This window comes from Janthinobacterium sp. GW823-FHT01H08, assembly GCF_058797855.1.
This window is the reverse complement of record NZ_CM179504.1, coordinates 793,873-818,614: the sequence shown is the minus strand read 5'-3', so window position 1 is coordinate 818,614 and position 24,742 is coordinate 793,873. Positions and strand designations below refer to the sequence as shown.

Annotated in this window: 25 protein-coding genes and 1 tRNA gene; 6 read left to right on the top strand and 20 right to left on the bottom strand. The window is 62.4% G+C overall.

The window, feature by feature from the left end; genetic code table 11:
- Positions 1 to 109: 109 nt before the first annotated feature.
- The 7 genes from hpf to AC3RCG_RS03605 form a co-directional block, all read right to left on the bottom strand.
- The gene (hpf, locus tag AC3RCG_RS03635; protein WP_070221650.1) at positions 110 to 469 is read right to left on the bottom strand and encodes a ribosome hibernation-promoting factor, HPF/YfiA family; all 360 of its coding nucleotides are present in this window, start codon (positions 467 to 469) and stop codon (positions 110 to 112) included.
- A 69-nt stretch (positions 470 to 538) separates the two neighbouring features.
- Entirely contained in the window at positions 539 to 2,017 is a 1,479-nt protein-coding gene (locus AC3RCG_RS03630) for an RNA polymerase factor sigma-54 (protein WP_070221651.1), read from the bottom strand.
- Positions 2,018 to 2,021: 4 nt separating this feature from the next.
- The gene (gene lptB / locus AC3RCG_RS03625) at positions 2,022 to 2,777 is read right to left on the bottom strand and encodes an LPS export ABC transporter ATP-binding protein (RefSeq protein WP_034753325.1); all 756 of its coding nucleotides are present in this window, start codon (positions 2,775 to 2,777) and stop codon (positions 2,022 to 2,024) included.
- Positions 2,777 to 3,358, bottom strand: coding sequence for a lipopolysaccharide transport periplasmic protein LptA (lptA, locus tag AC3RCG_RS03620; RefSeq protein WP_070221652.1), 582 nt, complete (start codon positions 3,356 to 3,358; stop codon positions 2,777 to 2,779). Before lptA ends, lptB begins: the two co-directional genes overlap by 1 nt.
- A gap of 25 nt (positions 3,359 to 3,383) precedes the next feature.
- A complete protein-coding gene (gene lptC, locus AC3RCG_RS03615; RefSeq protein WP_070221653.1) occupies positions 3,384 to 3,995 on the bottom strand; it encodes an LPS export ABC transporter periplasmic protein LptC in 612 nt (203 codons plus the stop codon).
- A gap of 42 nt (positions 3,996 to 4,037) precedes the next feature.
- Complete coding sequence (locus AC3RCG_RS03610) at positions 4,038 to 4,571, bottom strand: KdsC family phosphatase (RefSeq protein ID WP_070221654.1); 534 nt, start codon at positions 4,569 to 4,571, stop codon at positions 4,038 to 4,040.
- Positions 4,571 to 5,605, bottom strand: coding sequence for a KpsF/GutQ family sugar-phosphate isomerase (locus AC3RCG_RS03605; RefSeq protein ID WP_070292466.1), 1,035 nt, complete (start codon positions 5,603 to 5,605; stop codon positions 4,571 to 4,573). The genes AC3RCG_RS03610 and AC3RCG_RS03605 overlap by 1 nt, the downstream gene beginning before the upstream one ends.
- Before the next feature lie 84 nt (positions 5,606 to 5,689).
- Here AC3RCG_RS03605 and AC3RCG_RS03600 point away from each other — a divergent pair, with 84 nt between their 5' ends.
- Entirely contained in the window at positions 5,690 to 7,669 is a 1,980-nt protein-coding gene (locus tag AC3RCG_RS03600) for a monovalent cation:proton antiporter family protein (RefSeq protein WP_070221655.1), read from the top strand.
- A 14-nt stretch (positions 7,670 to 7,683) separates the two neighbouring features.
- On the opposite strand, the gene AC3RCG_RS03595 is transcribed toward AC3RCG_RS03600, so the two are convergent.
- The 3 genes from AC3RCG_RS03595 to AC3RCG_RS03585 form a co-directional block, all read right to left on the bottom strand.
- A complete protein-coding gene (locus AC3RCG_RS03595; protein WP_492404228.1) occupies positions 7,684 to 8,841 on the bottom strand; it encodes a GGDEF domain-containing protein in 1,158 nt (385 codons plus the stop codon).
- A gap of 34 nt (positions 8,842 to 8,875) precedes the next feature.
- Positions 8,876 to 9,727 carry an MOSC domain-containing protein gene (locus tag AC3RCG_RS03590; RefSeq protein ID WP_070292352.1) on the bottom strand — a complete coding sequence of 284 codons (852 nt, stop codon included), beginning with the start codon at positions 9,725 to 9,727 and terminating at the stop codon, positions 8,876 to 8,878.
- Between the two features lie 130 nt (positions 9,728 to 9,857).
- Positions 9,858 to 10,952, bottom strand: coding sequence for a type II asparaginase (locus AC3RCG_RS03585; RefSeq protein ID WP_121668345.1), 1,095 nt, complete (start codon positions 10,950 to 10,952; stop codon positions 9,858 to 9,860).
- A gap of 133 nt (positions 10,953 to 11,085) precedes the next feature.
- On the opposite strand from AC3RCG_RS03585, the gene AC3RCG_RS03580 reads away from it, so the two are divergent.
- Together AC3RCG_RS03580 and AC3RCG_RS03575 are read left to right on the top strand one after the other, a co-directional pair.
- Positions 11,086 to 11,478, top strand: coding sequence for a hypothetical protein (locus AC3RCG_RS03580; RefSeq protein ID WP_492404231.1), 393 nt, complete (start codon positions 11,086 to 11,088; stop codon positions 11,476 to 11,478).
- The gene (locus AC3RCG_RS03575) at positions 11,460 to 12,311 is read left to right on the top strand and encodes a MipA/OmpV family protein (RefSeq protein ID WP_492404232.1); all 852 of its coding nucleotides are present in this window, start codon (positions 11,460 to 11,462) and stop codon (positions 12,309 to 12,311) included. Before AC3RCG_RS03580 ends, AC3RCG_RS03575 begins: the two co-directional genes overlap by 19 nt.
- A gap of 104 nt (positions 12,312 to 12,415) precedes the next feature.
- On the opposite strand, the gene ychF is transcribed toward AC3RCG_RS03575, so the two are convergent.
- The 3 genes from ychF to AC3RCG_RS03560 all read right to left on the bottom strand — a co-directional run bounded on the left by ychF (position 12,416) and on the right by AC3RCG_RS03560 (position 14,467).
- On the bottom strand, positions 12,416 to 13,507 hold the full coding sequence (ychF, locus tag AC3RCG_RS03570; protein ID WP_071325626.1) for a redox-regulated ATPase YchF: 1,092 nt from the start codon (positions 13,505 to 13,507) through the stop codon (positions 12,416 to 12,418).
- Between the two features lie 151 nt (positions 13,508 to 13,658).
- Complete coding sequence (locus AC3RCG_RS03565) at positions 13,659 to 13,892, bottom strand: helix-turn-helix domain-containing protein (RefSeq protein WP_034778346.1); 234 nt, start codon at positions 13,890 to 13,892, stop codon at positions 13,659 to 13,661.
- Positions 13,892 to 14,467 carry a DUF2975 domain-containing protein gene (locus AC3RCG_RS03560; protein ID WP_121668342.1) on the bottom strand — a complete coding sequence of 192 codons (576 nt, stop codon included), beginning with the start codon at positions 14,465 to 14,467 and terminating at the stop codon, positions 13,892 to 13,894. Before AC3RCG_RS03560 ends, AC3RCG_RS03565 begins: the two co-directional genes overlap by 1 nt.
- A gap of 118 nt (positions 14,468 to 14,585) precedes the next feature.
- On the opposite strand from AC3RCG_RS03560, the gene AC3RCG_RS03555 reads away from it, so the two are divergent.
- Positions 14,586 to 15,683, top strand: coding sequence for a serine hydrolase domain-containing protein (locus tag AC3RCG_RS03555; protein WP_070312514.1), 1,098 nt, complete (start codon positions 14,586 to 14,588; stop codon positions 15,681 to 15,683).
- Here AC3RCG_RS03555 and pth read toward each other — a convergent pair whose 3' ends face one another.
- The 7 genes from pth to AC3RCG_RS03520 all read right to left on the bottom strand — a co-directional run bounded on the left by pth (position 15,684) and on the right by AC3RCG_RS03520 (position 21,797).
- A complete protein-coding gene (pth, locus tag AC3RCG_RS03550) occupies positions 15,684 to 16,268 on the bottom strand; it encodes an aminoacyl-tRNA hydrolase (protein ID WP_034753275.1) in 585 nt (194 codons plus the stop codon).
- 115 nt (positions 16,269 to 16,383) lie between these two features.
- Positions 16,384 to 16,992, bottom strand: coding sequence for a 50S ribosomal protein L25/general stress protein Ctc (locus AC3RCG_RS03545; protein ID WP_070221672.1), 609 nt, complete (start codon positions 16,990 to 16,992; stop codon positions 16,384 to 16,386).
- Between the two features lie 165 nt (positions 16,993 to 17,157).
- A complete protein-coding gene (locus AC3RCG_RS03540; RefSeq protein WP_034753270.1) occupies positions 17,158 to 18,108 on the bottom strand; it encodes a ribose-phosphate pyrophosphokinase in 951 nt (316 codons plus the stop codon).
- A 150-nt stretch (positions 18,109 to 18,258) separates the two neighbouring features.
- Positions 18,259 to 18,335, bottom strand: a tRNA-Gln gene (locus tag AC3RCG_RS03535).
- A gap of 78 nt (positions 18,336 to 18,413) precedes the next feature.
- The gene (gene ispE, locus AC3RCG_RS03530; protein WP_492404237.1) at positions 18,414 to 19,298 is read right to left on the bottom strand and encodes a 4-(cytidine 5'-diphospho)-2-C-methyl-D-erythritol kinase; all 885 of its coding nucleotides are present in this window, start codon (positions 19,296 to 19,298) and stop codon (positions 18,414 to 18,416) included.
- Positions 19,295 to 19,945, bottom strand: a complete 651-nt coding sequence (locus AC3RCG_RS03525; RefSeq protein WP_121668340.1) for an outer membrane lipoprotein LolB — start codon at positions 19,943 to 19,945, stop codon at positions 19,295 to 19,297. Before AC3RCG_RS03525 ends, ispE begins: the two co-directional genes overlap by 4 nt.
- Before the next feature lie 61 nt (positions 19,946 to 20,006).
- Entirely contained in the window at positions 20,007 to 21,797 is a 1,791-nt protein-coding gene (locus AC3RCG_RS03520) for a tetratricopeptide repeat protein (protein WP_492404239.1), read from the bottom strand.
- 167 nt (positions 21,798 to 21,964) lie between these two features.
- Between AC3RCG_RS03520 and mutM the strand changes: the two genes are divergently transcribed.
- Together mutM and AC3RCG_RS03510 are read left to right on the top strand one after the other, a co-directional pair.
- Positions 21,965 to 22,801, top strand: a complete 837-nt coding sequence (mutM, locus tag AC3RCG_RS03515; protein WP_070221676.1) for a bifunctional DNA-formamidopyrimidine glycosylase/DNA-(apurinic or apyrimidinic site) lyase — start codon at positions 21,965 to 21,967, stop codon at positions 22,799 to 22,801.
- A gap of 22 nt (positions 22,802 to 22,823) precedes the next feature.
- Positions 22,824 to 24,725, top strand: a complete 1,902-nt coding sequence (locus AC3RCG_RS03510; RefSeq protein ID WP_230506593.1) for a dynamin family protein — start codon at positions 22,824 to 22,826, stop codon at positions 24,723 to 24,725.
- Positions 24,726 to 24,742 lie beyond the last annotated feature (17 nt).

The following is a 24,742-nucleotide window of genomic DNA, read 5'->3' as shown; positions in this document are numbered from 1 at the left end:
GTGCAAACATTCTAGCGCCTGCGCGGCGAACATTGCGTTTCGCTGGACGCAAAAAAGGGCGCAATGTGCGCCCTTAGTTGATCACAGCCGGTTGAAAGTCGCGGGCCGCTTAGGCGGGGGCGAATTCTTCTTCCGAACTGTCTGGCAGATGCTTGATCGCCTCTTTACCGTGCCCTTGCACTTTGGTTTTGTATTTCATCACTTGCCTATCGAGCTTGTCGATCAGGGTATCGATCGCGGCATACAGGTCGTGCGCCAGGCTTTCCACATAGACAGTTTTGCCACTCAGACGCAGGTTGACTTCGGCCTTTTGACGTTTTTCTTTCTCTTTGAGGTTATCCACGGTCAGAATCACGGCGATATCGATAACTTGATCGAAATGACGTTTCACGCGCTCCAGCTTCGTTTGTACGTATTCACGGATGGCTGGTGTCACTTCGAGATGATGTCCGCTGATGGTGAGATTCATACACACTCCTAAAGATGATCGGGTTCGTGCGGTCCATCGTATCCGGCCCGCAGAGGAACCGAAAAAAACTTACAAACACTTACGCAGGCTCACTGGCGGAATTTTTAACGCTTCCCGGTATTTGGCAACAGTACGTCGCGCAATCACCATGCCTTGTTCCCCCAGCATGTCCGCAATCTTACTGTCGGATAAAGGATTTTTAGGGTCTTCTGCTCCTGTCAGTTGCACGATCAATGCCCGTATCGCCGTCGATGACGCTTCGCCCCCCGCTTCGGTGGCGACGTGGCTACCAAAGAAATATTTCAACTCGAACATGCCGTGCGGGGTCAGCATGTACTTTTGAGTTGTTACCCGCGAGATAGTACTCTCGTGTAAACCCAGTGTATCAGCTATTTCACGGAGCACAAGGGGGCGCATGGCAACGGCCCCATGCGAGAAAAAGTTCTTTTGTCTTTCTACTATCGCCTGCGCCACGCGCAGAATCGTGTCGAAGCGCTGGCGCATATTCTTGATCAGCCACTTGGCTTCCTGCAACTGTGCACCCATGGCGCCCTCGCCCTTGCCCTGCTTGAGCAAGTTGGCGTACATGGCGTTGACGCGCAGGCGCGGCATGACGTCGTTGTTCAGGGTCACTTGCCAGCCATTGCGCGCGCGCTTGACGACGACGTCGGGCACCACGTAATCGGACACGTCCGCAGCGAACACGGCGCCCGGATGCGGGTTGCACTGGCGAATTACCGTCTGCGCTTCACGCAAGTCTTCATCGTCGCAATCGAGGGCTTTTTTCAGCTTGTTGAAATCGCGCTGGGCAAACCAGGCCAGGTGCTTTTCCACGATGACGAGGGCCATGCGCCGCGTCACCATGGCAATGTGCGGCAAGCGCTTGATTTGCAGCGCCAGGCATTCGGACGCATTGCGCGCGCCCACGCCGGGCGGATCGAAACTTTGCAGCAGCGACAAGGCCGTGCGCATCTCGTCGGCATCGATTTCCAGCTCTTCCGGCAGACGCGCCAGGATGTCGTCGAGCGACTCTTCCAGGTAGCCATTGTCGTCGAGCGCGTCGATGATCAGCTCGACCAGCGCGCGGTCGCGCAATTCGAGCACCGTCACGCGCATCTGCTCCATCAGGTGTTCGCGCAGGGTGCAGTGATGGGCCTCCAGTTGCGGGCGGGAATCTTCGTCGTCGGGCGCCTTGCCCCGGCTCGCTTCGCTCCAGTCGCTGTCGCCGCCATCCGCGGCGGCCGGGCCCTCGCCCGCCTCGCCGTCAAAGGTTTCCGCTTCGGCCGGCGCCGCGGGCGCCTCCTGGCCTGGCGGCTGGGGCGGCGCTTCGGCCGGCGCGGCCGTGGAGCTCAAGGCCCCGTCGGACAGCAGGCGCAGCGAACGGTCGAGCGGATCGTCGAGGCGCTCGAGCAAGGGATTGTCCGTCAACAGTTGCTCGAGTTCCTGGTGCAATTCCAGAGTAGACAATTGCAACAGGCGTATCGATTGCTGCAACTGCGGCGTCAGTGCCAAATGCTGCGAAGTGCGCAGCTGCAATGATTGTTTCATTGGCTTACATGCGGAAGTGTTCGCCCAGATAGACCCGGCGTACCGACTCGTTCGCGATGATGTCGTCGGGGCGCCCCGACGCCAGTACCGAGCCCTGGTTGATGATGTAGGCACGGTCGCAAATACCCAGCGTCTCGCGCACATTATGATCGGTGATCAGCACGCCGATATTGCGCTCCTTCAAGAAGCGCACGATGCGCTGGATCTCGATCACGGCGATCGGATCGACGCCGGCGAACGGTTCGTCGAGCAGCACGAAACGGGGATCGGTGGCCAGGGCGCGGGCGATTTCCACGCGGCGGCGCTCGCCGCCCGACAGGGACAGCGCCTGGTTCTCGCGCAACTTTTCAATCTGCAAGTCGGCCAGCAGTTTATCCAGGCGTTCCTCGATCTCGGCCTTCTTCAAAGGACGGCCTTCGACGGTCTGGATTTCCAGCACGGCGCGGATATTGTCTTCCACCGTCAGCTTGCGGAACACGGACGCCTCCTGCGGCAGATACGACAGGCCCATCTGTGCGCGGCGGTGGATCGGCAGGCTGGAAATGTCCACGCCGCTGATGTCGATGCTGCCGCCGTCCGACGGCACCAGGCCGACGATCATGTAGAACGAGGTGGTCTTGCCGGCGCCGTTCGGGCCCAGCAGCCCCACCACTTCGCCGCATTCGACTTGCAGCGAGACATCATGCACGACTTGCCGCTTGCCATAGGTTTTCTGCAGTCCGCGAACGATCAGGGTGCTGCCGCAACGGGTATTGTCCATTATTTCGTTCCTGGCACAGGTGTGGCAGGCGCTTTCTCCGCCGCGGGCGCCTTGGTCTTCGGCTGGATCACCATGCGCACGCTGCCGCCGTCGGAGGTGCTGGTGCCGCTGTCGGAATTTTCCATCTTGAATACTTCCTTGCGGCTGTCATACGAGATGAAGGCGCCATTGGCCACGTCCGTCACTTTCGTGCCCTCCAGGCGCGTCAGCTTGGCCTTGGAAAACAGCTTTACCACTTCCGTCTTGTTGTCGTATTCCACGCGCTCCGCTTCGCCTTCGACCCACAGGTCGCCGGCGCCATCGCGCTTCTGGCGGAACGTGGCCAGCTTGCCGGGATCGGCCCAGAAAGTGATGAACTGGTAGCCTTGCGGGTCTTCCGTGATCAGGGCCCGGCCCGCCTTCATGGTCAGCGTGCCCTTGACCAGCACGACGTCGCCCGTCAGGGTACGAATCTGCTTGACGTCATCGACGTGGCCGCTACGCGCCGTGATGACGGCTTCCTTCTCGGAATCGGCCTTCTCGGCATGCGCCACGCCCATGAGGGCCAGAGAAAATACGCTCAACAGCAAGATGTTCTTCATAGTATGGTTTCCTTGTTTCATTCTGTCATTTTGCCGCCGCGGCCGGGCGCGGTTTCGGCGGGAGGACCATGCGCAAGGCATTCTGCACTTCCACCACGCCGGTGGCGTTATTGGCCTTCATGCCGATACCATTGATGCGCGAGGCGCCCGTCAGGATATCGACAGGCACGTCCGTTTCCATTCTTTCTTCGTCCGGAAACACCGTCAGCGCTTCCGTCCTGACCGTCAGGTTCTGCGCCTTCGGACTGGCCACGCGGTCGATCACGACCTTGCGGTGCAGTTGCAGCCGGGTATTGTCCTGGTCGATATGCGCCAGTTCCGCATTCATGTTCAACGGCGGCATGCCCGGCGTCAGCTTGCGCACGAAGGGCTGGTCGATATCGGACGAATCGTCGGCCGGATAATGCGTGAGCTTGTTGCCCGACACGATATAGCTGGGCTTACCCGTCAAGTCCATGCGCACCAGGCTGAAATTGGTGATGAAATAGTCGGGTTCACCCAAATTCTTGCTGGCCTTGATGTCCTGGCCATTCTTGTTCATCACTTCAAGCAGCCAAAAGCTGGCCAGCGCGACGACGACCGCGCCCAGCAGGGTAAAAATCATGCGCCAGCGATGGGCGCCTCCTGGCTTACGCATAGGGTTTCACTCTTTCATAGGTCACTGGCGGCAAGGCGCACCTCACTCCAGGAACGGCGCCATGACGCGCGCATAGTTGTCCTGGGCGCGCAGCAGGAATTCGCAGATTTCGCGCACCGCGCCGCGGCCGCCACCAGCCTGCGTCACATGGTGCGCCAGGCCCTGCGCTTCCGGACGCCCGCCCGGCACGCTGACGGCAAAGCCCACGCGACGCAGGATGGGCGCATCGATGACGTCGTCGCCGATGTAGCCGCATTGCTCTTCCGTCAAGCCCGTCAGCGCCAGCAGTTCGCGAAACGGCGTCAGCTTGTCGTGACCACCCTGGTGCACATGGGTAATGCCCAGGTCTTGCGCGCGGCGTGCCGTGATGGCCGAGCGGCGCGCGCTGATGATGGCCGTCTGCACACCGGATTCCTGCAGCAGCTTGATGCCCAGGCCATCATACACATTAAACGTTTTCATCATTTCGCCATCGGGGCCGAAATGCAGGCTGCCGTCGGTAAGCACGCCGTCGACGTCAAAGATCATCAGTTTGACCTTGGCCGCGCGCGCCAGGTTGTCCGCTACGCTCTCCATCAGATCACCTTCGCTTGCGTCAGATCATGGATATGCAGGGCGCCCACCAGCTTGCCGTCGGCATCGACGACCAGCATCTGGTTGATGCGGAACTGTTCCATCACGGCCACGGCATCGACAGCCAGGCGTTCGGGCGCGATGCTGCGCGGCTGCGCATGCATGACGTCGCGGATCGCCACTTGCGTGAAGTCCTGCACGCGCTCGAACATGCGGCGCAAGTCGCCATCCGTAAACACGCCCACGGGGCGGTTGTCCGCATCGACGACGGCCGTCATGCCCATGCCCTTCTTCGTCATTTCTTCCAGCGCCTGCAGCAGCGAGGCGTCCACGGGTACTTTCGGCACCCGTTCGCCGCTGCGCATGACGTCATGCACGTGCGTCAGCAGGCGGCGGCCCAGGGCGCCGCCCGGGTGCGAGCGGGCGAAATCTTCTTCCTTGAAGCCGCGCAAGTCGAGCAAGGCCACGGCGATCGCATCGCCCAGAGCCAGGGTGACGGTGGTGCTGGCCGTCGGCGCCAGATTCAGCGGACAAGCCTCTTTTTCAACAGAAATATCCAGGTGCACATCGGCCAGCTGGGCCAGGCTGGAATTCGGTTTACCCGTCATGGAAATCAGTACGCCCCCCATGCGCTTGACGACGGGCATGATGGCCATCAGTTCGGACGACTCGCCCGAGTACGAGATGGCAATAAAAGCATCGTCCGACGTGACCATGCCCAGGTCGCCATGGGCCGCTTCGGCCGGATGCACGAACAGGGCCGGCGTGCCGGTGGAAGCGAGGGTGGCGGCAATCTTGCGCGCGATATGGCCGGACTTGCCGATGCCCGAGACGACGACACGTCCCTTGCACTGCAGCAGCAGCGCCACGGCGCGGCCCACGCTGTCGTCCGTGGCCAGGCGCGCGTGCAGCGCATTGATGGCGTCGGACTCGATCTGCAAGGTGGTGCGGGCCAGCGCGACGGCGCGCTCGGTCGTCGCTTGCATGTCAATTCGATCAAAAGCTTTCAGCATTGTTTTTTCATGGGTTACACTCATGCCCAAAGTATAAACGAATTAGGAAAGCAAAAAACTTGCCAGTCACAACAAACAACGATTTCCATTGACCGTACCGGGCAACCCATGTTTTCCTCGCTTGAACTGACCCTGATGTTACTCGGCAGCGCCGTGCTGGGCGTGGTCGCTTTCAGAATGTTGCATTTGCCGCCCATGCTCGGCTACCTGGCCGTCGGCATCGTCATCGGCCCCCATGCGCTGGGCCTGGCGGCGGAAAACGAGGCCAGCCATACCCTGGCCGAGTTCGGCGTCGTCTTCCTGATGTTTTCCATCGGGCTCGAGTTTTCTTTGCCCAAGTTCCTCGCCATGCGGCGCATCGTTTTCGGCCTAGGCATGGCGCAGGTGGTCACCACCATCATCGCCACCGTCGTCTTCGGCTGGTTCGTCGGGCGCTACCTGTCCGCCTACATCCACCTGAGCTGGCAAGCCGCATTCGCCCTGGGCGGCGCGCTGGCCATGTCGTCGACGGCCATCGTCTCGAAAATGCTCACGGAGCGGCTGGAACTCGAAAGCGAGCACGGCCGCAAGATCATCGGCATCCTGCTGTTCCAGGACCTGGCCGTCGTGCCCCTGCTGATCCTGATTCCCGCCCTCACGCGCGATTCGGACAACCTGGCCGAAACCCTGGCCTGGGCCGGCGGCAAGGCCCTGGTCGTGCTGATCTTGCTGCTGTTCCTCGGCCAGAAGATGGTGCGCGGCTGGCTGACCATCGTCGCCAAGCGCCGCTCGCAAGAATTGTTCATGCTCAACCTGCTGCTGATCACCCTGGGCGCGGCCTGGATCACGGAGCGCGCCGGGCTGTCGCTGGCCCTGGGGGCGTTTGTGGCCGGCATGCTCATTTCCGAAACGGAATTCAAGCACCAAGTGGAAGAGGATATCAAACCGTTCCGCGACGTGCTGCTGGGCCTGTTCTTCATCACCGTCGGCATGCTGCTCAATATCCGCGTGGTGCTCGACAACTGGTGGCTCGTCCTGCTCTTGCTGTGCGGCCCCGTGCTGCTGAAATTCACCCTGATCGCGGGCCTGGCCCGGCTGTTCGGCTCATCGACGGGCGTGTCATTGCGCACGGGCCTGGCGCTGGCGCAGGCGGGCGAGTTCGGCTTCGTGCTGCTGAATCTGGCCGGCGGCATCAAGCTGATGGACCCGTTCGTCGTACAGGTGGTGCTGGCCTCGATGGTGCTGTCGATGTTGGTGGCGCCCTTCCTCATCGCCAAGTCGGACGCCATCGTCATGAAATTGGCCGCCAACGACTGGATGATGCAATCGCTGGCCCTGACGAAGATCGCCACGCGCACGATGGCTTCGCAGAAACACGTGCTGATCGCCGGTTTCGGGCGCAGCGGGCAAAGCCTGGCCACCCTGCTGGCGGAGGAAAAGATCGAATACCACGCGCTGGACCTGGACCCGGAACGGGTACAGGAAGCGCAGCTGGCCGGCGCCCACGTCTCATATGGCGACGCGGGCCGGCGTGAAAGCCTGGTGGCGGCCGGCATCTACCGGGCCAGCGCCGTGGTGATCACGTATGCGAATACCCCCTCGGCACTGAAGTTATTACATTTACTCAAAGAAATGGCGCCGACCTTGCCCGTCATCGTGCGCAGCCACGACGATACCGACCTCGACCAGCTGAAAAGCGCGGGTGCGGCCGAAGTCGTGCCGGAATTGATGGAAGGCAGCCTGATGCTCGCTTCGCACGCGCTCATCATGATGGGCGTGCCCCTGCGCCGCGTGGTGCACCGGGTGCAGGCGGCGCGCGAGGAGCGCTATGCGTCCCTGCGCGGCTACTTCCACGGTTCCAGCGACGCGGGCGACGATGCCGAACTGGAGCGCCTGCATACGGTCACCGTCAGCGAAGGCGCGCATTGCGTGGACTTGCCCTTGAGTGCGATCGACGTGGCCGGCTGCGGCGCGTTTGTGACGGCCATCCGCCGCGGCCGCGGCAGCCTCGATGTCAGCCCCGAGACGCAGCTGGCCAGCGGCGACGTGGTGGTGCTGCGCGGCACGGCCGACGCCGTGGCCAAAGCCGAAACCTTGCTATTGAAATAATCAGCCGATCTTGCTCAGCTGCTCTGCGGCTGCCAGCTGACGACCTTGTTGCGGCCATCGGCCTTGGCCTGGTACAGGGCCTGGTCGGCGTGCGCCACCAGTTGCTGCGCCACCGTTTCGATCGGCAGCAGCGCCGCGTCCGCGTCCAGACTGGCCACGCCGATCGACACGCTGACCCACGCTTGCGCGCTGCCCGGCAAGTCGAACATGGTGCCGGCGATGCTGGCGCGGATGCGTTCGGCAACAAACGTTGCGCTGTCGAGGTCGGCGTCGATCAGCAGCACGACGAATTCTTCGCCGCCGAAGCGGCCCAGCGCATCGGAGCGGCGCAATTCCGTGCGGATGCGCGTAGCCACTTCGCGCAGCACTTCATCGCCGCCCTGGTGGCCATGCTTGTCATTGAACAGCTTGAAATGGTCGATATCGATATACATGCATGAGATGCAATAATTCTGGCGCCGCGCGCGGGCGATTTCTTCCAGCAGGCGGCGGTCGATATAGCGGCGGTTGTAGACGCCCGTCAGGGAATCGGTCAAGCCGATGTATTTGAGCATTTCATTGCTGATCACGTTTTCCAGGCAAATGGCGATGATGGACGCCATGTGCTTGATGAAATCCGTGCCCAGCGCGGGCGTAAAGCGCGTCACGTCGCTGCTGGCCAGGTTCAGGCTGCCGATCAGGCGCTTGTTGCGCAACAAGGGCACCAGCGCCACGCTGCGCAGAGATGCGATCTGCGGAAAACGCGGGCCATGCACGGCCGCGTCGAAGGCACCGAGCAACGGCGATGGCGGCAAGGCCGCTTCGCCCTCGGCCGCCGGCACCGGCGACGTAAACCCCAGCTCCGCCACGGCATGCACGAACAGCAACTGTGGGAAGGCGCTGAAATCGACGCCCAGCTTTTCCATCACCAGCACGATATCGTCATCCTCGTCGAGCAGGCTCAAGGTGACGCCGTCGAGGTCGGAAATCACGGGCAAGGTGCGGAAAATGGTGCCGATCAACTCGGGAAACGTGGACGCGCTGACGATTTCCAGGTCGAACGCCTGGTGGCGGCACATGATGTCGTGGTTGCGCTCGACCTGTTCCAGCAGGAAAGCCATGCGCGCGCGCAAGGCCTGGTTTTCGGCTTCGAGGCTGGCAATGCGCGGGTCCGGCGGTATTGCTTGATTCATAGAAACCTTAAACCCTTGTGTACGGGCGCCATGCTTAAAATGCCAGTTCGAAACCGATGTCCTGCCCCACCACGATACGCTCATCACCGCCTTCGGTGACGATGGCGTTCATGCCGAAGCAGATGGCGCCGTCGAGTTCGGGCTTGGCGCGATAGCCATGCATGACGTCGAGCGGATCCGGGCCGGGCACGCCCGTGGCCTGGTCCACCGACGGGATCGGGCAGCGCGAACACGGCTTGACGGGTTTCAAGGTCGTCGCGCCCAATTGCAGGAACGCGGCGTAGTCTTCCTCGAAGGCGCCGATATCGCCGATGACGAGGTTGGGCCGGAAGCGGTTCATCGGCAGCGGTTCACGGCCGGCGGCGCGCAGCTTGTCGTTGACATCGGCCAGCGAGGCGGCACCCGCGATCAGCACCGGGTAGCCGTCGGCAAACATGGTCGAGGCGGCAACGCCATCCGTCCATTTGGTGCTCGTGGCGCGCACCACGTCCGGGTGAAAGCGCGCGAGGCGGCACGGCACGCCGATGGCCTGGGAAAACCATGTCGCCGTCACCTCGTCGCAATCGTAGGCGCGCACGGTATCGTCCCACACCTGCACCTCCAGCATCGGTGCCAGTTGCGGATGCGGCAAGCCCAGCTCGATTTCCAGGCGCAGCATGCCCGGCGCGCGCAATTCCAGCGTGCTGGCCTTGATGGATGGCACGATCAGCGCCATGCGCGGATGCTCGCGCTGGGTCAGAAAGCGGCCCTGCGGGTCCACCACCATCCATTCGCGGTCGAACACGTGCTCGCTCATCAGCCCTGAGCGCGTCAGGACCGCCTCGCGCAAATGGATGCCGGCGCACGATTTGATCGGATACAGGATGATGTCGGACAGGATAGCCATGGACAGGGGGAGAAGGAACAGTGTTGCTGCTTCTGCCAGGAAATTATTCAGAAGCGAAGTATGGCAGCAAAGCGGGCAAGCGTAAATCAGCCAGATTCAGCCAATGAGGCTGAATCTGGCGCGGTCATGATCAATACGTGTAGAAAATACGCTGGATTTCTTGCGTGCTGTTGGTTTTGGTCAAGGCCAGCATCAGCAGGATGCGGGCTTTTTGCGGGTTCAGGGTGTCGGATACGACACTGTCGAGTTCATCGTCGTTGGCTTCGCCATTGCGCGCCACGATGCCCTGGCCGACGCGGCTCGAACGCACGATCAGCACGCCCTTCTGGCGCGCTTCCACCAGGGCCGGCTTCATTTGCGCGGCCACGCTGCCATCGCCCACGCCCGCGTGGATGATGCCCTTGGCGCCGGCGGCAATGAAGGCGTCCATGCCGACACGGTTCATGTTGGCATAGCCGTAGACGATGTCCACTTGGGGCAAAGCGTCGAGCTTGCTGATGTCAAATTCCGATTCCAGGGTGTGCTTGCGCGTCGACTGGCGATAGAAGAAAGGCTTGCTGCCCTGGATGTAGCCGAGCATGCCCAGTTCCGGCGACTTGAACGTGTCGGTGGTGGACGTGTTTGTCTTGGTCACTTCGCGCGCCGCGTTGATCTGGTCGTTCAAGGCCACCAGCACGCCCTTGCCCACGGCTTCCTTGCTGCCGGCCAGCATCACGGCGTTGTACAGGTTGATGGGACCGTCAGCCGAGATGGCGGTCGAGGGACGCATGGCGCCCACCACCACGACCGGCTTGTGGCTTTTCACGGTCAGGTTCAGGAAATACGCCGTTTCCTCGATGGTGTCGGTGCCGTGCGTGACGACCACGCCATCGACATCGTTCGAGGCCAGCAGCACGTTGATGCGCTTGGCCAGGGCCAGCCAGTGGCTGTTGCCCATGCTTTCGCTGGCGATCTGGAACACTTGCTCGCCTTTCACATTCGCCACTTTCTTCAATTCCGGCACGGCCGCGATCAGGCGCTCGACGCCCACGGTGGCCGAGGTGTAGCCGACGGTGGTGGTGCTGTCGGCGCCGCTGCCGGCGATGGTGCCGCCCGTGGCCAGGATCACCACATTCGGCAATTTGACGGCCGCCTGCTGCGCGCGTGCGGGGGACGCGGCAACAAAGCCCATCAGCAAGGTGGCCAGCATCAGCTGTGCACAAGAATGGAATTTGCGTGAAAACATGGTGCTCCTGTTCGGTGATGTGTCAAAGATAACAAAGTCGTGTGCAAATTATATGTCATCAGTGCGGCAAAAAAGTCCCGATTGACGCGTTCTGCGCAAACGTGCGCGCCTTCCCATGCGCTACAGTGGCGCCATGTCCACACTCCCGTCCTTCCGCTCTTGCCTCGTCCTGCCGTTCGTCCTGATGGCGCTGGGCGCCTGCTCCACGCAGGTCGAACTGCGCGCGGCGGCGCAGCAGGAGCAGTGGGGACGTGAAGCCGCTGGCCAGGGCGACTGGGTGCAAGCCATGCGCAACTACGCGGCCGCGGCCGAGAATGCCGAACTGGGCCATGGCGATGCAGCTTGGCAGGCGCGGCTGCACCACGAAGCGGGACGCGCCGCCAGCGCCGCCTGCCGCTACGATGCGGCCGCATTTCATTTCCGCCAGGCTAACGCGCTGGAAAAGCAGGCCCGTACATCGAGCGCCCTCAGCGACAAGGCGCTGGCATCGCTACAGGCCGGCAAACCTTGCCCAGTTCCCCCATGAACGTCGCGCGCACCTTGCTGGCAGCATCCACCCTCTTTACCGGCATGGCGTCCGCGTGCGCAGCCGAGCCGGCGCTCCCCCTATGGGAAGCGGGCGTCTTCGGCGGCACGGCCGTCACGCCCGCCTATCCTGGCGCCAGCGAACGCTCGACGCGCAGCCTGGTCCTGCCCTATCTGATTTATCGCGGGAAAGTATTGCGCGCCGACCGTTCCGGCGTGGGCGCGCGCCTGCTCGATACGGATCGCCTCGACTTCGATATCGGTTTTGCCCTGTCCTTGCCGGCCCGCTCCAGCGACGTGCCGGCCCGGCGCGGCATGCCCGACCTGGGCACCTTGGTGGAATTTGGCCCGCGCCTGAAAATCAAGCTGGCCGAGCCGACGCAGCACAGCCGCCTTGGCCTGGAACTACCCTTGCGCGCCGTCATCGAAGCGCGCGGCGGCCTGCGCCGCCAGGGCGCCACGTTCGAACCGCGCCTCGTGTACGCGCTGCAAGGCGAGCGGCAGGCATGGCATGTCGATGCCAGCGTCGGCGCCGTGCTGGGCAATGCCGCCATCAACGATTACTTGTATGGCGTCAGCCCCGCGTTTGCCACCGATGGGCGCCCCGCGTATGCGGCCAAAAGCGGGCTGATGCTCACGCGCCTGGGCCTGGGCGGTTCGTACCGGCTGCACCGGGACTGGCGCGCCTTTGCATTTTTACGCTACGACAATTACACGGGCGCCGCCAACCGCGCCAGTCCCCTGTTGCGCCAGAACAGCGGCACCTCGGCCGGCATCGGCCTGATGTGGACGTGGCAGCGCTCAGACAGCCTGGCACGGGGCCACGACGATTAGAGAACCAGCCGATGGCAGACATGCTGGCCATCCGGGCAATAAAAAACCCTGCAAATCAATGACTTGCAGGGTTCATGTTCGCCCCGTACGGGACCTGCCGGGATTTAGACGTTGAACAGGAAGTTCAGCACGTCGCCGTCCTTGACCACGTATTCCTTGCCTTCGGCGCGCATCTTGCCCGCTTCCTTGGCGCCCGCTTCGCCCTTGTAGGCGATGAAGTCGTCATAGGCGATGGTTTGCGCGCGGATGAAGCCGCGTTCGAAGTCGGTGTGGATCACGCCGGCCGCCTGTGGCGCCGTGGCGCCCACGGGGATGGTCCAGGCGCGCACTTCCTTCACGCCCGCCGTGAAGTAGGTTTGCAGACCCAGCAGCTTGTAGCCGGCGCGGATCAGGCGGTCCAGGCCCGGCTCTTCCATGCCCATGTCGGCCAGGAAGGCGCCCTTGTCGGCGTCGTCCAGGTCGGCGATTTCCGCTTCCAGCGCCGCGCAGATGGCGACGATGGGGGCGTTTTGCGATTGCGCATACGCCGTCAGCTGGTCCAGCAGCGGGTTATTCGTGAAGCCCGTGTCGGAGACGTTGGCCACGAACATAGCCGGCTTGGCCGTGATCAGGCACAAAGGCTTGATCAGTTCCATTTCGTCGGCGTCCAGGCCCATGGCGCGCACGGGCTTGGCATCGTTCAGGTACGGCATCATGCGTTCCATGATGGCCAGCAGCTTGGCCGCGTCCTTGTCGCCCGAGCGGGCTTTCTTGTTTTCGCGATGGATGGCTTTTTCCACGGTGCCCATGTCGGCCAGCGCCAGTTCGGTCTGGATGACTTCGATATCGTCGAGCGGGTTGATCTTGCCGGCCACATGGATGACGTTGTCATCTTCGAAGCAGCGCACGACGTTGACGATGGCGTCCGTTTCGCGGATGTGCGACAGGAACTGGTTGCCCAGGCCCTCGCCCTTCGATGCACCGGCCACCAGGCCGGCGATGTCGACGAATTCCACGATGGCGTTGACCATGCGTTCCGGCTTGACGATGGCGGCCAGCGCATCCATGCGCGGATCCGGCACTTCGACGACGCCGACGTTCGGCTCGATGGTGCAGAACGGATAGTTTTCAGCCGGGATACCGGCTTTCGTCAGTGCATTGAACAGGGTGGACTTGCCGACGTTCGGCAAGCCGACGATACCGCATTGGAGACTCATGGAAAACCTTTAAATAATCAATATTGCCGGCAAGCGGCTGGTGCAAAACGGCCGTTGCGGGCGTTTTCTGGATAATCTTGCTGTATTCATGCTCTAGGGGTCAATTGTACCTCTATGCACCCTACTCTTCAAAAAAACCGCCCTGGCGACCTTAACTGTCGCCATCCCCGTCATCCGGCTGCGACGCATCGAATTCCAGGATGTCGCCGGGCTGGCATTCGAGCATCTCGCAAATTTTCGACAAGGTATCGAAACGCACGCCGCGCACCTTGCCCGATTTTAGAAGGGACAGGTTCTGCTCCGTGATGCCGATAAAGGCAGCCAGTTCCTTCGATTTCACTTTTTTCCTGGCCAGTACCAGGTCGAGGCGCACGACGATACCCATCAGATGAACCCGCTGTTTTCATCGGCCAATCTCTGGCCTTCATGCAGGATTTGCGCCAGCGCAAAGAAAACTGAACACAGCAGCAAGGTCCACAGGTCGCCGCCCGTGATGTCGATAACCAGGCGCAACTGGCGCGTTCCCTCTTCCAGCAAGCCAAACAGCATGCCGCGCACGGTCGGTTCCAGCAAAGTCAGTACCGTTCCCAGCAGCAAGCCGCCGGCAAAGCGGCGAAAGTGCCGCGCCACCTGCGGCGTGAAATACACGCCCTGTTCGAACTGGCGCAAGACCAGGGCCAGCTGGCGCACGGCATCGCCCAGCACGCACAAGGCCGGCAAGGCCAGCGCCAGACCCAGTCCCCGCTGCCACAGGGGCATGGCGGCCAGGCGCTCGAATGGCTGGCTCTGCAATTGCAGCAACAGTTCATACATGCCGGCGCCGCCCAGGCTGCCTTGCGCGGCCGGCGCAGGCGCCAGCCAGCCCAGCACCGTCAGCAGCAGGTACAACACAAAGAATCCCGAAACGCCGTAGCGCACGCGCCGGCTCAGCGCCGCCGGCCCCGTTGGATTTTTTTTCATCTTTAAAAGTATACGAAAGTGTCAAGTGTGGTTAGAATAAATTATCGTAAAACAATAATTAAATCATGTTTTGCGACCATTTTAACATATTCACCTCACCCTATCGACTGGAGACTCCATGAAAACCCTGCTTGCCGCACTCGTTTGCAGCACCACCTTGCTGCTCAGCGGCGCCGCCCGCGCCCATGACTTGAACGCCATGCTGCAACAGGCGCTGGCCGACAAGAGCGTGCCGGCCATGGCGATCCTTGTCATTCGCGACGGCAAGATCGAGGCGCAGGCGCAGGCGGGCGTGCGGGCCAATGACGGCAACGACGCCGTGCGTGCCGACGACGTGTGGAATATCGGCTCCGACGGCAAGGCCATGACGGTGACCCTGATCGCGCGGCTGGTGGAACGGGGCCTGCTGTCGTGGGACGCGCCGCTGTCAAGCATGCTGCCCGCGCTGAGTGCCGGCATGCGCGCCGAGTACCGCGACGTCAACCTGATGGATCTGCTGTCGCACCGCGCCGGCCTGCCGCCCAATCCGGACGAGACATGGATCAATGCCACCTACACGGACACGCGCCCCTTGCCGCTGCTGCGCCTGGAGTACGCGCAGCGCGCGCTGGCGGACGCGCCCGTGGCCGCGCCGCGCGGCGAATCGCATTACTCGAACAGCGGCGCCATGATCGCCGCCGCCATCGCCGAGCGTGTCACGGGCAAGACGTACGAGGAGTTGATGCAGGCGGAAGTGTTCGGCCCGCTGGGCATGCGGGCCGCCTTCGGCCCCACCGTGCGCGGACAGAACCTGGGCCACAAGGAAGGCAAGCCGATCGCCGGCTTGATGGCCAGCAATCCGCTGATGATGGCACCCGATGGGGAAATTCACCTGAGCATGCACGACTGGGCAAAGTTTGCGCTCGATCAATTGCATGGCGAGCAGGGCAAGGGCAAGCTGCTCAAGAAGGAAACGTATGTCTTGCTGCACACGGCGCAGGGCGACACGCATGCGGCCTTGGGCTGGGGCGTGATGCACTTCCCGCCCCAGGCGCCGCAGCGTGTACTCACCCACCTGGGCTCGAACGGCTACTGGCACGCGCTGATCGCGCTGGCGCCCGGCAGCGGCGACGGCCTGCTGATCGCCGCCAACGCGGGCGACGGCAGCAGCGCCCAGGCCAGCCAGCAGCAGATGGCGAAAACCATCATGGCCGGCTTCGGCAAGGCGGGAAAATAATTACGCGGTGTGCAGCTTCATCGTCGCCGCCTCGAACTTGCCCTCGACGATCTGCGGCATGACCTGCAGGGATTTGTCGATCGCCTGCTCGATCAGCTCCTGGTCTTCGCGGCGCGGGCGGTGCAGCACGAAGTCGGCCACCTGCTGCTGCAGGCTCAGGGTGCGCGGGTGGCCGATGCCCAGGCGCAAGCGCCAGTAATCCTGCGTGCCCAGCGCGGCCGTGATGTCTTTCAAGCCATTGTGGCCACCGGCCGAGCCGCCCTTTTTCAGGCGCGCAATGCCGGGCATCAAATCGAGTTCGTCGTGCACGACCAGCACTTCATCGGCGGCGATCTTGAAAAAGCGCGCCAGCGCGCCCACGGACTGGCCCGAGCGGTTCATGAAGGTCAGCGGTTCGAGCAGCCAGACTTCGTTGCCGCCAATCGACGTTTTCGCCAGCATGGCGTTGTAGCGCGAATCGCGCTGCAGGCGCGTACCGGGCAGGCTGTTGGCAAGATTGTCCACCAGCCAGAAGCCGGCATTGTGGCGGGTTTGTTCGTATTCGGGTCCCGGGTTGCCGAGGCCGACGATCAGGCGTATGGGCATGGCTGTGTCTGCAATGTAAAAGAAAGCATTATCGGTGAAAACAGGCAGAAAAAAACCCGCGCGGCGAACCTGGCGGGTTTTTCCTTGCGACTACCGCATTGCTGCGGCGGCAAAATTACTTCTTGTCGGCTTCAGCAGCAGCGGCTTCAGCTTCAGCAGCAACGTGGCCAGCCGGTACCGAAGCGGTAGCGATGGTCAGGTTGGCGCCGTGGGTGACAGCGGTCACGCCAGCTGGCAGGACCAGGTCGCCAACGTGCAGCGAGTGACCGACGTCGATGTTCGACAGGTCAACGTTGATGAATTCTGGCAGTTGGCCTGGCAGGCACGAAACTTCGATTTCGTTGGCTACGTGGCTGATGGTCGCGCCGTGCAGTTTGACTGCCGGGGAAACGTCAGCGTTTACGAAGTGCAGCGCCACTTTTACGTGGATAGCTTGCTTAGCGTCAACGCGCTGGAAGTCAGCGTGCAGAACCAGTTGTTTGTATGCGTGGACTTGGAAGTCGCGCAACAGAACTTGCTGGGAAACGCCGTCGATTTCCAGATCCAGGATCGACGAGTGGAACACTTCTTTTTTCAACGCGTGGTAGAGAGCGTTGTGATCCAGCGAGATCAGCACCGGGGCTTCAGCGCCACCGTAGACGATACCAGGGGTTTGGCCGGAAATGCGCAGGCGGCGGCTCGCTCCGGAACCTTGCAATTCGCGTTTAAATGCGATAACTTTCATGTGAAACTCCAAGAAGAACAAGGCTTGCGCCTTGTGTTATGAGGACTCCCGCGACCAGGAATCCTCGAAAATGGGTGTAAACACCCCGAAAACTAAAACACTGCGGCGCAACAGGCAAAAGCCGGTCGCGCCGCAGGCATTACGTCTGTTGCTGCTCTTACCGAATTAATCGATGAACAGCGAGATGACGGAGTCACCCTTGATGATGCGTTTGAACGTCTCGGCAAGCAGCGGCGCGCACGTCAATTGACGGATCTTGCCGCAGGCCAGGGCCGCTTCGGACAGGGGGATCGTGTCGGTCACGACCAGCTCATCGAGCGGCGAGGCCGAAATACGGTCGATCGCCGGGCCCGACAGCACCGCGTGCGTGCAATACGCCACGACTTTTTTCGCGCCGCGCTCTTTGAGCACTTCGGCAGCCTTGGTCAGGGTGCCTGCCGTGTCGACCATGTCATCCATGATCACGCAGTTGCGGCCTTCGACTTCACCGATGATGTTCATCACTTCGGACACGTTCGCTTTTGGACGGCGCTTGTCGATGATGGCCAGGTCGCAGCCCAGGCGTTTTGCCAGGGCGCGCGCACGTACCACACCGCCGACGTCCGGCGACACCACCAGCAGATCCTGGTAGTTTTTCTTTTGCAGGTCGCCCAGCAAAATTGGCGAAGCGTAAATATTATCGACTGGGATATCGAAGAAACCTTGAATCTGGTCAGCGTGCAAGTCCATGATCAGGACGCGCTCGACACCGGCTTCTTCCAGCATGTTCGCCACCACCTTGGCCGAAATCGCCACACGCGCGGAGCGTGGACGGCGGTCTTGACGGGCGTAGCCGAAGTAAGGAATCGCGGCGGTGATGCGGCCAGCGGAAGCACGTTTCAAGGCATCAACCATCAGCATGATTTCCATCAGGCTGTCGTTGGTTGGAGCACAGGTGGATTGCAAAACAAAAACATCCTTGCCGCGTACGTTTTCGTTAATCTCGACCATTACTTCGCCGTCGGAGAATTTCGAAACGTTTGCTTTACCGAGAGGAATGCCGAGGTTTTTTGCGACCCCCTCTGCCAACGCTGGATTCGCGTTGCCGGTAAAAACCATCAGGTTTTCGTAAGCCATGGGAGTCCCAAGAGGTGATAAAGAAGTCTTGAAAAGCACTAACCGGGCATAGGCCCGGTCAGTCATTGTTTAGAATATGCCGCGTGGCGGCACATCTGCTTTTTCCCGCACTGGACGCCAACTTCGCATCGACAGACTACGGTGAAATGGTGGCAGGGGAAGAAGGATTCGAACCTTCGCATGCTGGAATCAAAATCCAGTGCCTTAACCAGCTTGGCGATTCCCCTACGTTACTGACTGCTTGCCGTCATGTTGGCCAGTATTATACCGACTATTTGACGCTAAGCAAAATCTTTTTTTACTCTCTACAACATGGTGAGCATCGGGTGGCGATTCAGCGCTTTTGCCTTCCAGGCGCCCCAGACTGGTGGCACATTGCTGAGCACCGCATCCGCTTCTTCCTGACTGCCAAACGCACTAAATACACAAGCACCGGAACCAGTCATCCTGGCCTCACCGTAAGCACCCAGCCATTCTACCGCATCTGCTACCGGCTTGAAAAGACTGCATGCCACTTGCTGTAAATCATTCTTTCCAAACCCGCCCGCATCGTTTCCTTCTGCGAGGTACCTGGAAAAGTCCGCTATTGTGACGGGTTCGGTATTTCTCGTCAAGCCTTCCGCGCAAAAAATTGCGGCGGTCGGCACTTGCACGCCCGGCTCGATCACCACATACCAGCATGCGGGCGTGGCGACGGGCTGCAAGGCTTCGCCCACGCCTTCGGCAAAGGCGTTTTCGCCAAAGATGAAAAACGGGATATCGGCGCCCAGCGGCAAGCCCAGCGCCATCAGTTCCTCGCGCGTCAAACCGGCCTGCCACAGGCGATTGAGCGCCATCAGCGCCGTGGCCGCGTCGGACGAGCCGCCACCCAAGCCGCCGCCCATGGGCAGCACCTTGTCGATGGCGATATCGACGCCGCGCGGCAAGGCCCCCGTGCGGCGCAGCACTTCGGCCTGCAGCAGCCTGGCGGCGCGGATGATCAGGTCCTGCTCCTGCGGCACGCCGGCCAGCTCCGTCACGCGGACAATCGCCGTGTCGTCGCGCAGCGCGAAGTGCAGGGTGTCACCATGGTCGAGCAACTGGAACACTGTCTGCAGCAGATGGTAGCCATCGGCGCGGCGGCCGTTGACGTGCAAAAAGAGGTTCAGCTTGGCGGGAGCCGGGCAGTTATTCAGGGTAGTCAATGTCATGGTGCTGGTGCGGATGGGGCGGGATCGAGGACGATGCGCAGCGACACGGCATCGGCCTGCGCGCTGGCATTGCGTTCGGCATCGATACGCCGCGGTTGGGGCAAGGCGCCCGGTGTATTGTCGGCCGCATTTTGCCCTACTTCTTGCCACGACACATAGCGCAAGCGCCAGCCGTCTTTCGTCGTCACACTGTCGTTGGCCGGCGAAGCGACGAAGCGCTTGCCGTCGGCGCCCACGGCATACCCTTGCAGCCAGTCGCGCAAGCCCGACACGGGCAAGGACCAGCCCAGCATCTGCGCGCTCAGGGTGTCGACATCGGGCGCGCTGCGCGGCGCCTTGCCGCTTTGCGTCAGCACGGCCTCGCGCGGCGTGACGGCAATCGTCGCCAGCGTGCTGCCGACGGGCGAATACAGGGTCACGTCCGTGCGCTGCGCCGTCTGCTGCCAGTTGAAATTGACGGTGGCCGATTCGGGCTTGTCATCTTTCTGGTACACGACGTTCAGGCGGCCCGTCAGCTCCACCTGTTCGCGGTAGGGCGCGACGGTGTTGGCGGATGGCGCGGCGCCTGACGAGAATGGGGAACTCAGGGTCGAGCAGGCCGAGAGTGACAGGCAGACGAGTGTGAGGGGAAGCAGTTTTTTTAACATGGGTACAAGGAAAAACCAGCGCCATGGCGCTGGTTTTTTATAGTTGAGATAATCGATTCAATCACAAACTGACATTCAGGCGCGCCAAGGTGCTTTTCAGCGCCTCGTTTTTCGGGTCCTTGCCTTGCGCCTCGCGCCACAGTTTTTGCGCTTCGGCCTTGTCGCCCTTTTGCCACAGCACTTCGCCCAGGTGGACGGCGATTTCCGGATCGCTGCGCACGGCATAGGCGCGGCGCAGCGCGTTTTCCGCGGCGGCCAGGTTACCCATGCGGAATTGCACCCAGCCCATGCTGTCCATTATGAACGGGTCGCCCGGCGCCATCTGCAAGGCTTTTTCGATCAGCGCATGGGCTTCCTCGAGGCGCAGGCCCCGTTCGGCCAGCGAATAACCGAGCGCGTTGTACGCGTGCTGGTTGTCGGGCGCCAGCGCCATCACGCGGCGCAGGCTGGCCTCCATCCGCTCGAATTTGTCCATGCGCTCGGCCAGCAAGGCGTAGTCGTACAGCAGCTCCGGATTGTCGGGGAAGCGCAGCAAGGCGTTTTCCAGCACCGTGTAGGCGCTTTGCACATAGCCGGCGTCGCGCAGGAATTGCGCGTCGACCAGCAGCACCTGCGCCTGGCTTGCCGGATCGTCCGTTTCGATTTCCGTCAGCGCCTTGCGCGCCGCATCGAGATTGCCGCCGCGGGCGATCAGCTGGGCGCGGCGCAAGCGCGCCTCGACATAGCCGCTTGATGCGCTGTTGTCGACCTTGTCCAGCCAGGCGATGGCGCCCGCCGTGTCGCCGCGCGTCTCGGCGATCTGCGACAGTATCATCAGGGCCTTGAACGGATCGCGCGTGTCGCCGGGAGATTTTTCGAGCACGGCCAGGAAGCGCTTGAAGTACTGCTCCGCGCCCTTGGTGTCTTCCAGCTGCAGCGCCACGATGCCGAGCGCATACAGGGCGCCCACGTTATCGGGCGCGCTTTTCAGCAGCAGCAGGAACTGCTCGCGCGCCGGTTCCAGCTGCTTCTGTTCGACCAGCAGGCGCGCGTATGCGCCGCGCACTTCGACGGCATCCGGATTCTTTTGCAGGAAAGCGGCCAGCACCTTGCCTGCCGCCTCGGGTTCGCCCGTCACTTGCGCCAGGGTCAGCACGGCCAGCTCGGAGTTTGGCTTGATCGCCAGCGCCTTGTTCGCTTCGCCGATGGCACGGTCACGCTCGCCGATCGACAGGGCGCCCTGCGCCAGCACCAGGTGCGCTTCGAACATGTCCAGGTAAGGCTGCACCAAACGCGTCACCATCGAATAGGCATACAGCTTGTCATTCGAGCGCGACAAAATCTGCTGCATCTGGAACAGGGCCACGCCCCGTGCGCCTTGCGGCGCATTGGCCAGGCGTTCGGCGAAAATCGGTTCCGCTTCTTCGATCTTGTCCGTCAACACGACAAAGCCGAGGAAGAACTGCGTCGCCTCGTCCGAGTCTGGCGCCAGCTCGCGCCACAGGCGGATGGCCGCCAGCGCCTCGCTGCCCTGCTTGGCGGCCAGCGCCATTTCGGAAGCACGGCGCGCCAGGCGCGGATCGCGCGTCTGCTGCGCCGCCACCATCATCGTCACGTACGGCCCCTGCCACTGGCCGCTCTTGAATTCCATCTCGGCCTTGGTCAGCTTGTACAGCAAGTCGCTGCTCAATTCGACCTTCGGCAGCTCATCGCCGGCGGGCCCCTCCTTGGAGCTGGCGTCCGGCTCCTGCGGCGCGGCGGGCGCAGACGCAGAGGGGCTGGCCGCGGCATCGGCGGGGGCGACAGGCGTCTGTGCCATGGCATGCGTGGCCATCAGGGCGGACAAGGTTACAATGGCGAAAGCGTTTTTCAAAGGCTGATCCTGGCTAAACGGCAAAGTTTGATTCTACGCCCAACGCGGCTATCGCGTACTTCACGTATGTAACGAAATATATGCGTCGTGGCGGCGTAGCCTGCCAGAGCCAGCCCTCAGCCGGCAAGCCGCCTGTTTTTTACCCGGTTTTCAACCATTCGAGCCCTATGCCAGAATTGCCAGAAGTCGAAGTCACACGGCGCGGTGTCGCGCCCCACCTCGAAGGGCGCGCCGTGCGCTCCGTCGTGCTGCGCCGCGACGGCCTGCGCTGGCCCTTCCCTCCTGCCCTGGGCGAACAATTGTCGGGGCAAACCATCGGCCTGACGGGGCGGCGCGGCAAATACCTGCTGATCCACTTCCGCCACGGCACCCTGATCATCCACCTGGGCATGTCCGGCCACCTGCGCGTGCTGCCGACGGGGACGCAGGCGCAAAAGCACGACCATTTCGACCTCGTCGTGGAGGACGCGGACGGCGGCAGCCAGGTGCTGCGCATGACGGACCCGCGCCGCTTCGGCGCCGTGCTGTGGCACGACGAGGCCGACGGCCCGCTGGACGGCCACGCGCTGCTGCGCGGGCTGGGCACGGAGCCGCTCGAAGGCGGCTTCACGGGCCAGCTGCTGTTCGAAAAAACGCGCAACAAGGGCACCAACATCAAGCAGGTGCTGATGGCGGGCGACATCGTCGTCGGCGTGGGCAATATCTATTGTTCCGAAAGCCTGTTCCGCGCGGGGATCAACCCGAAGACGCCGGCCCGGCGCATCGGCCTGGCCCGCTACGAGAAACTGGCGCAGGCGATCCGCGACGTGCTGGCCGAAGCCATCGTGCAAGGCGGCAGCACCCTGCGCGACTTCATCGGCGTGAACGGCCAGTCCGGCTACTTCCAGCAGACGTATTTCACGTACAACCGCGCGGGCAAGCCCTGCCGCGTCTGCGGCGCGCCGATCCGGCAAATCGTGCAGGGACAGCGTTCCACGTTTTACTGCGTGAATTGTCAAAAGTAAGCACACTCACAGAGGGAGCCAGATGGTCAGAGACCTGGAACAATACAGCGCATGGCGGCAGGACGTGCAGGCCGCCTTGCAGGCATACCGGCAAGCCGCCAGCGCGGCGGGCCTGGTCGACGGCGCCTCCGCGCTGCGCCTGGCGCGCTGTGGCTCCCGCCTGCTCGATGACCGTTTATCCGTCGCCTTCGTGGCGGAATTCTCGCGCGGCAAATCCGAGCTGATCAACGCCATCTTCTTTGCCGGCTATGGCCAGCGCATCCTGCCCTCGGGCGCGGGCCGTACCACCATGTGCCCCACCGAGCTGCTGTACGACGCGGCCTGGCCGCCATCGATCCGGCTGCTGCCCATCGAGACGCGCGCGCAGAACCTGTCGACCAGCGACTACCGCGAACTGCCCGCCGCCTGGACCGTCCTGCCCCTGAATATCGAAGCGGGCGACGACATGCAGGAAGCCATCCGCCAGGTCAGCCTGACGAAAAAAGTCAGCGTGGAAGAAGCGGCGCGCTACGGCCTGTATGACGCCGGCGATGCGGACGCTCCCGCCATGCTCGACGAGGACGGCCAGGTGGAAATTTCCATGTGGCGCCACGCCATCATCAACTTCCCCCATCCGCTGCTGAAACAGGGCCTGGTCATCCTCGACACGCCGGGCTTGAACGCCATCGGCACGGAGCCGGAACTGACCCTGAACCTGATCCCGAATGCGCACGCGGTGCTGTTCATCCTGGCGGCCGACACGGGCGTCACGCGCAGCGACATCGAAGTGTGGCGCAACCATATCGGCGCCGGCGCGGGACGCCTGGTGGTGCTCAACAAGATCGACAGCATGTGGGATGAATTGCGCGGCGATGCCGAGGTGGCGCAGGCGATCGAACGCCAGCAGGCCAGCGTGGCGCACCTGTTGACGCTGGACGCGGGCCAGGTATTCCCCGTCTCGGCGCAAAAGGCCCTGGTGGGCAAGATCAACCACGATGCGGCGCTGCTGGAAAAAAGCCGCCTGCAGGCGCTGGAGACGGCCCTGTTCGAGGAGCTGATCCCCGCGCGCAAGGACATCATCCGGCGCCAGCTGGCGTTCGACCTGGACGCCATCGAAGCGGCGCAGCAGGTGCAGGCGGCGGCCCGCGCGCGCGGCATCGCCGAGCAACTGCACGAACTGCACAGCCTGCGCGGCAAGAACCAGAGCGTGATCGCCCACATGATGCGGCGCATCGACATCGAGAAGAAGGAATTCGACAGCAGCCTGTTCAAGCTGCAGGCGACGCGCGCCGTGTTTACCCGCCTGTCGACGGAGCTGTACACGAGCCTGGGCATGGACATCGTGCGCGACGATATCGACGGCGTGCGCGCCGCCATGCAGCGCAGCCGCTTTTTCACGGGCCTGCGCGAAGCCGTGCGCCAGTATTTCGAGCGCATCGGCCAGAACCTCGACCGTTCGGAAGGCAAGACGGCCGAGATCACGGAAATGATGAACGTGATGTACCGCAAATTCGCTTCCGAACATGGCCTGGCGCTGGCCTTGCCGATGCCGTTTTCGCTGGCCCGCTACCGCCAGGAGATCGCCGACATCGAAGCCGTCTACCATAAGCAGTTCGGCACGGCGACCCTGCTGACCACCAGCCGCGTCGTGCTGATGGAAAAATTCTTCGACACCATCGCCTCGCGCGTGCGCCGCAGTTTCACCAACGCCAACGACGACGCCAGCGCCTGGCTGAAGGTCATCATGGCGCCGCTCGAAGCGCAGATCGTCGAGTACAAGGAACAGCTGAAACTGCGCTTTGCCTCGATCCAGCGCATCCACGACGCCACGGGCAGCCTGGAACAGAAAATCGCCGGCTTCGAAGCGAGCCTGGCGGCGCTCGAACGCGACAAGGCGCAGCTGGCGCAATTGCTGGCCGCCTTGCGCACGGCCAGCGCCGCATGAACCCTACGCACTGAATA

Coding starts and splice junctions, on each gene's coding strand:
- hpf (WP_070221650.1), bottom strand. CDS start 469: ATGAATCTCACCATCAGCGGACATCATCTCGAAGTGACACCAGCCATC.
- AC3RCG_RS03630 (WP_070221651.1), bottom strand. CDS start 2,017: ATGAAACAATCATTGCAGCTGCGCACTTCGCAGCATTTGGCACTGACG.
- lptB (WP_034753325.1), bottom strand. CDS start 2,777: ATGGACAATACCCGTTGCGGCAGCACCCTGATCGTTCGCGGACTGCAG.
- lptA (WP_070221652.1), bottom strand. CDS start 3,358: ATGAAGAACATCTTGCTGTTGAGCGTATTTTCTCTGGCCCTCATGGGC.
- lptC (WP_070221653.1), bottom strand. CDS start 3,995: ATGCGTAAGCCAGGAGGCGCCCATCGCTGGCGCATGATTTTTACCCTG.
- AC3RCG_RS03610 (WP_070221654.1), bottom strand. CDS start 4,571: ATGGAGAGCGTAGCGGACAACCTGGCGCGCGCGGCCAAGGTCAAACTG.
- AC3RCG_RS03605 (WP_070292466.1), bottom strand. CDS start 5,605: ATGAGTGTAACCCATGAAAAAACAATGCTGAAAGCTTTTGATCGAATT.
- AC3RCG_RS03600 (WP_070221655.1), top strand. CDS start 5,690: ATGTTTTCCTCGCTTGAACTGACCCTGATGTTACTCGGCAGCGCCGTG.
- AC3RCG_RS03595 (WP_492404228.1), bottom strand. CDS start 8,841: ATGAATCAAGCAATACCGCCGGACCCGCGCATTGCCAGCCTCGAAGCC.
- AC3RCG_RS03590 (WP_070292352.1), bottom strand. CDS start 9,727: ATGGCTATCCTGTCCGACATCATCCTGTATCCGATCAAATCGTGCGCC.
- AC3RCG_RS03585 (WP_121668345.1), bottom strand. CDS start 10,952: ATGTTTTCACGCAAATTCCATTCTTGTGCACAGCTGATGCTGGCCACC.
- AC3RCG_RS03580 (WP_492404231.1), top strand. CDS start 11,086: ATGTCCACACTCCCGTCCTTCCGCTCTTGCCTCGTCCTGCCGTTCGTC.
- ychF (WP_071325626.1), bottom strand. CDS start 13,507: ATGAGTCTCCAATGCGGTATCGTCGGCTTGCCGAACGTCGGCAAGTCC.
- AC3RCG_RS03565 (WP_034778346.1), bottom strand. CDS start 13,892: ATGGGTATCGTCGTGCGCCTCGACCTGGTACTGGCCAGGAAAAAAGTG.
- AC3RCG_RS03560 (WP_121668342.1), bottom strand. CDS start 14,467: ATGAAAAAAAATCCAACGGGGCCGGCGGCGCTGAGCCGGCGCGTGCGC.
- AC3RCG_RS03555 (WP_070312514.1), top strand. CDS start 14,586: ATGAAAACCCTGCTTGCCGCACTCGTTTGCAGCACCACCTTGCTGCTC.
- pth (WP_034753275.1), bottom strand. CDS start 16,268: ATGCCCATACGCCTGATCGTCGGCCTCGGCAACCCGGGACCCGAATAC.
- AC3RCG_RS03545 (WP_070221672.1), bottom strand. CDS start 16,992: ATGAAAGTTATCGCATTTAAACGCGAATTGCAAGGTTCCGGAGCGAGC.
- AC3RCG_RS03540 (WP_034753270.1), bottom strand. CDS start 18,108: ATGGCTTACGAAAACCTGATGGTTTTTACCGGCAACGCGAATCCAGCG.
- ispE (WP_492404237.1), bottom strand. CDS start 19,298: ATGACATTGACTACCCTGAATAACTGCCCGGCTCCCGCCAAGCTGAAC.
- AC3RCG_RS03525 (WP_121668340.1), bottom strand. CDS start 19,945: ATGTTAAAAAAACTGCTTCCCCTCACACTCGTCTGCCTGTCACTCTCG.
- mutM (WP_070221676.1), top strand. CDS start 21,965: ATGCCAGAATTGCCAGAAGTCGAAGTCACACGGCGCGGTGTCGCGCCC.
- AC3RCG_RS03510 (WP_230506593.1), top strand. CDS start 22,824: ATGGTCAGAGACCTGGAACAATACAGCGCATGGCGGCAGGACGTGCAG.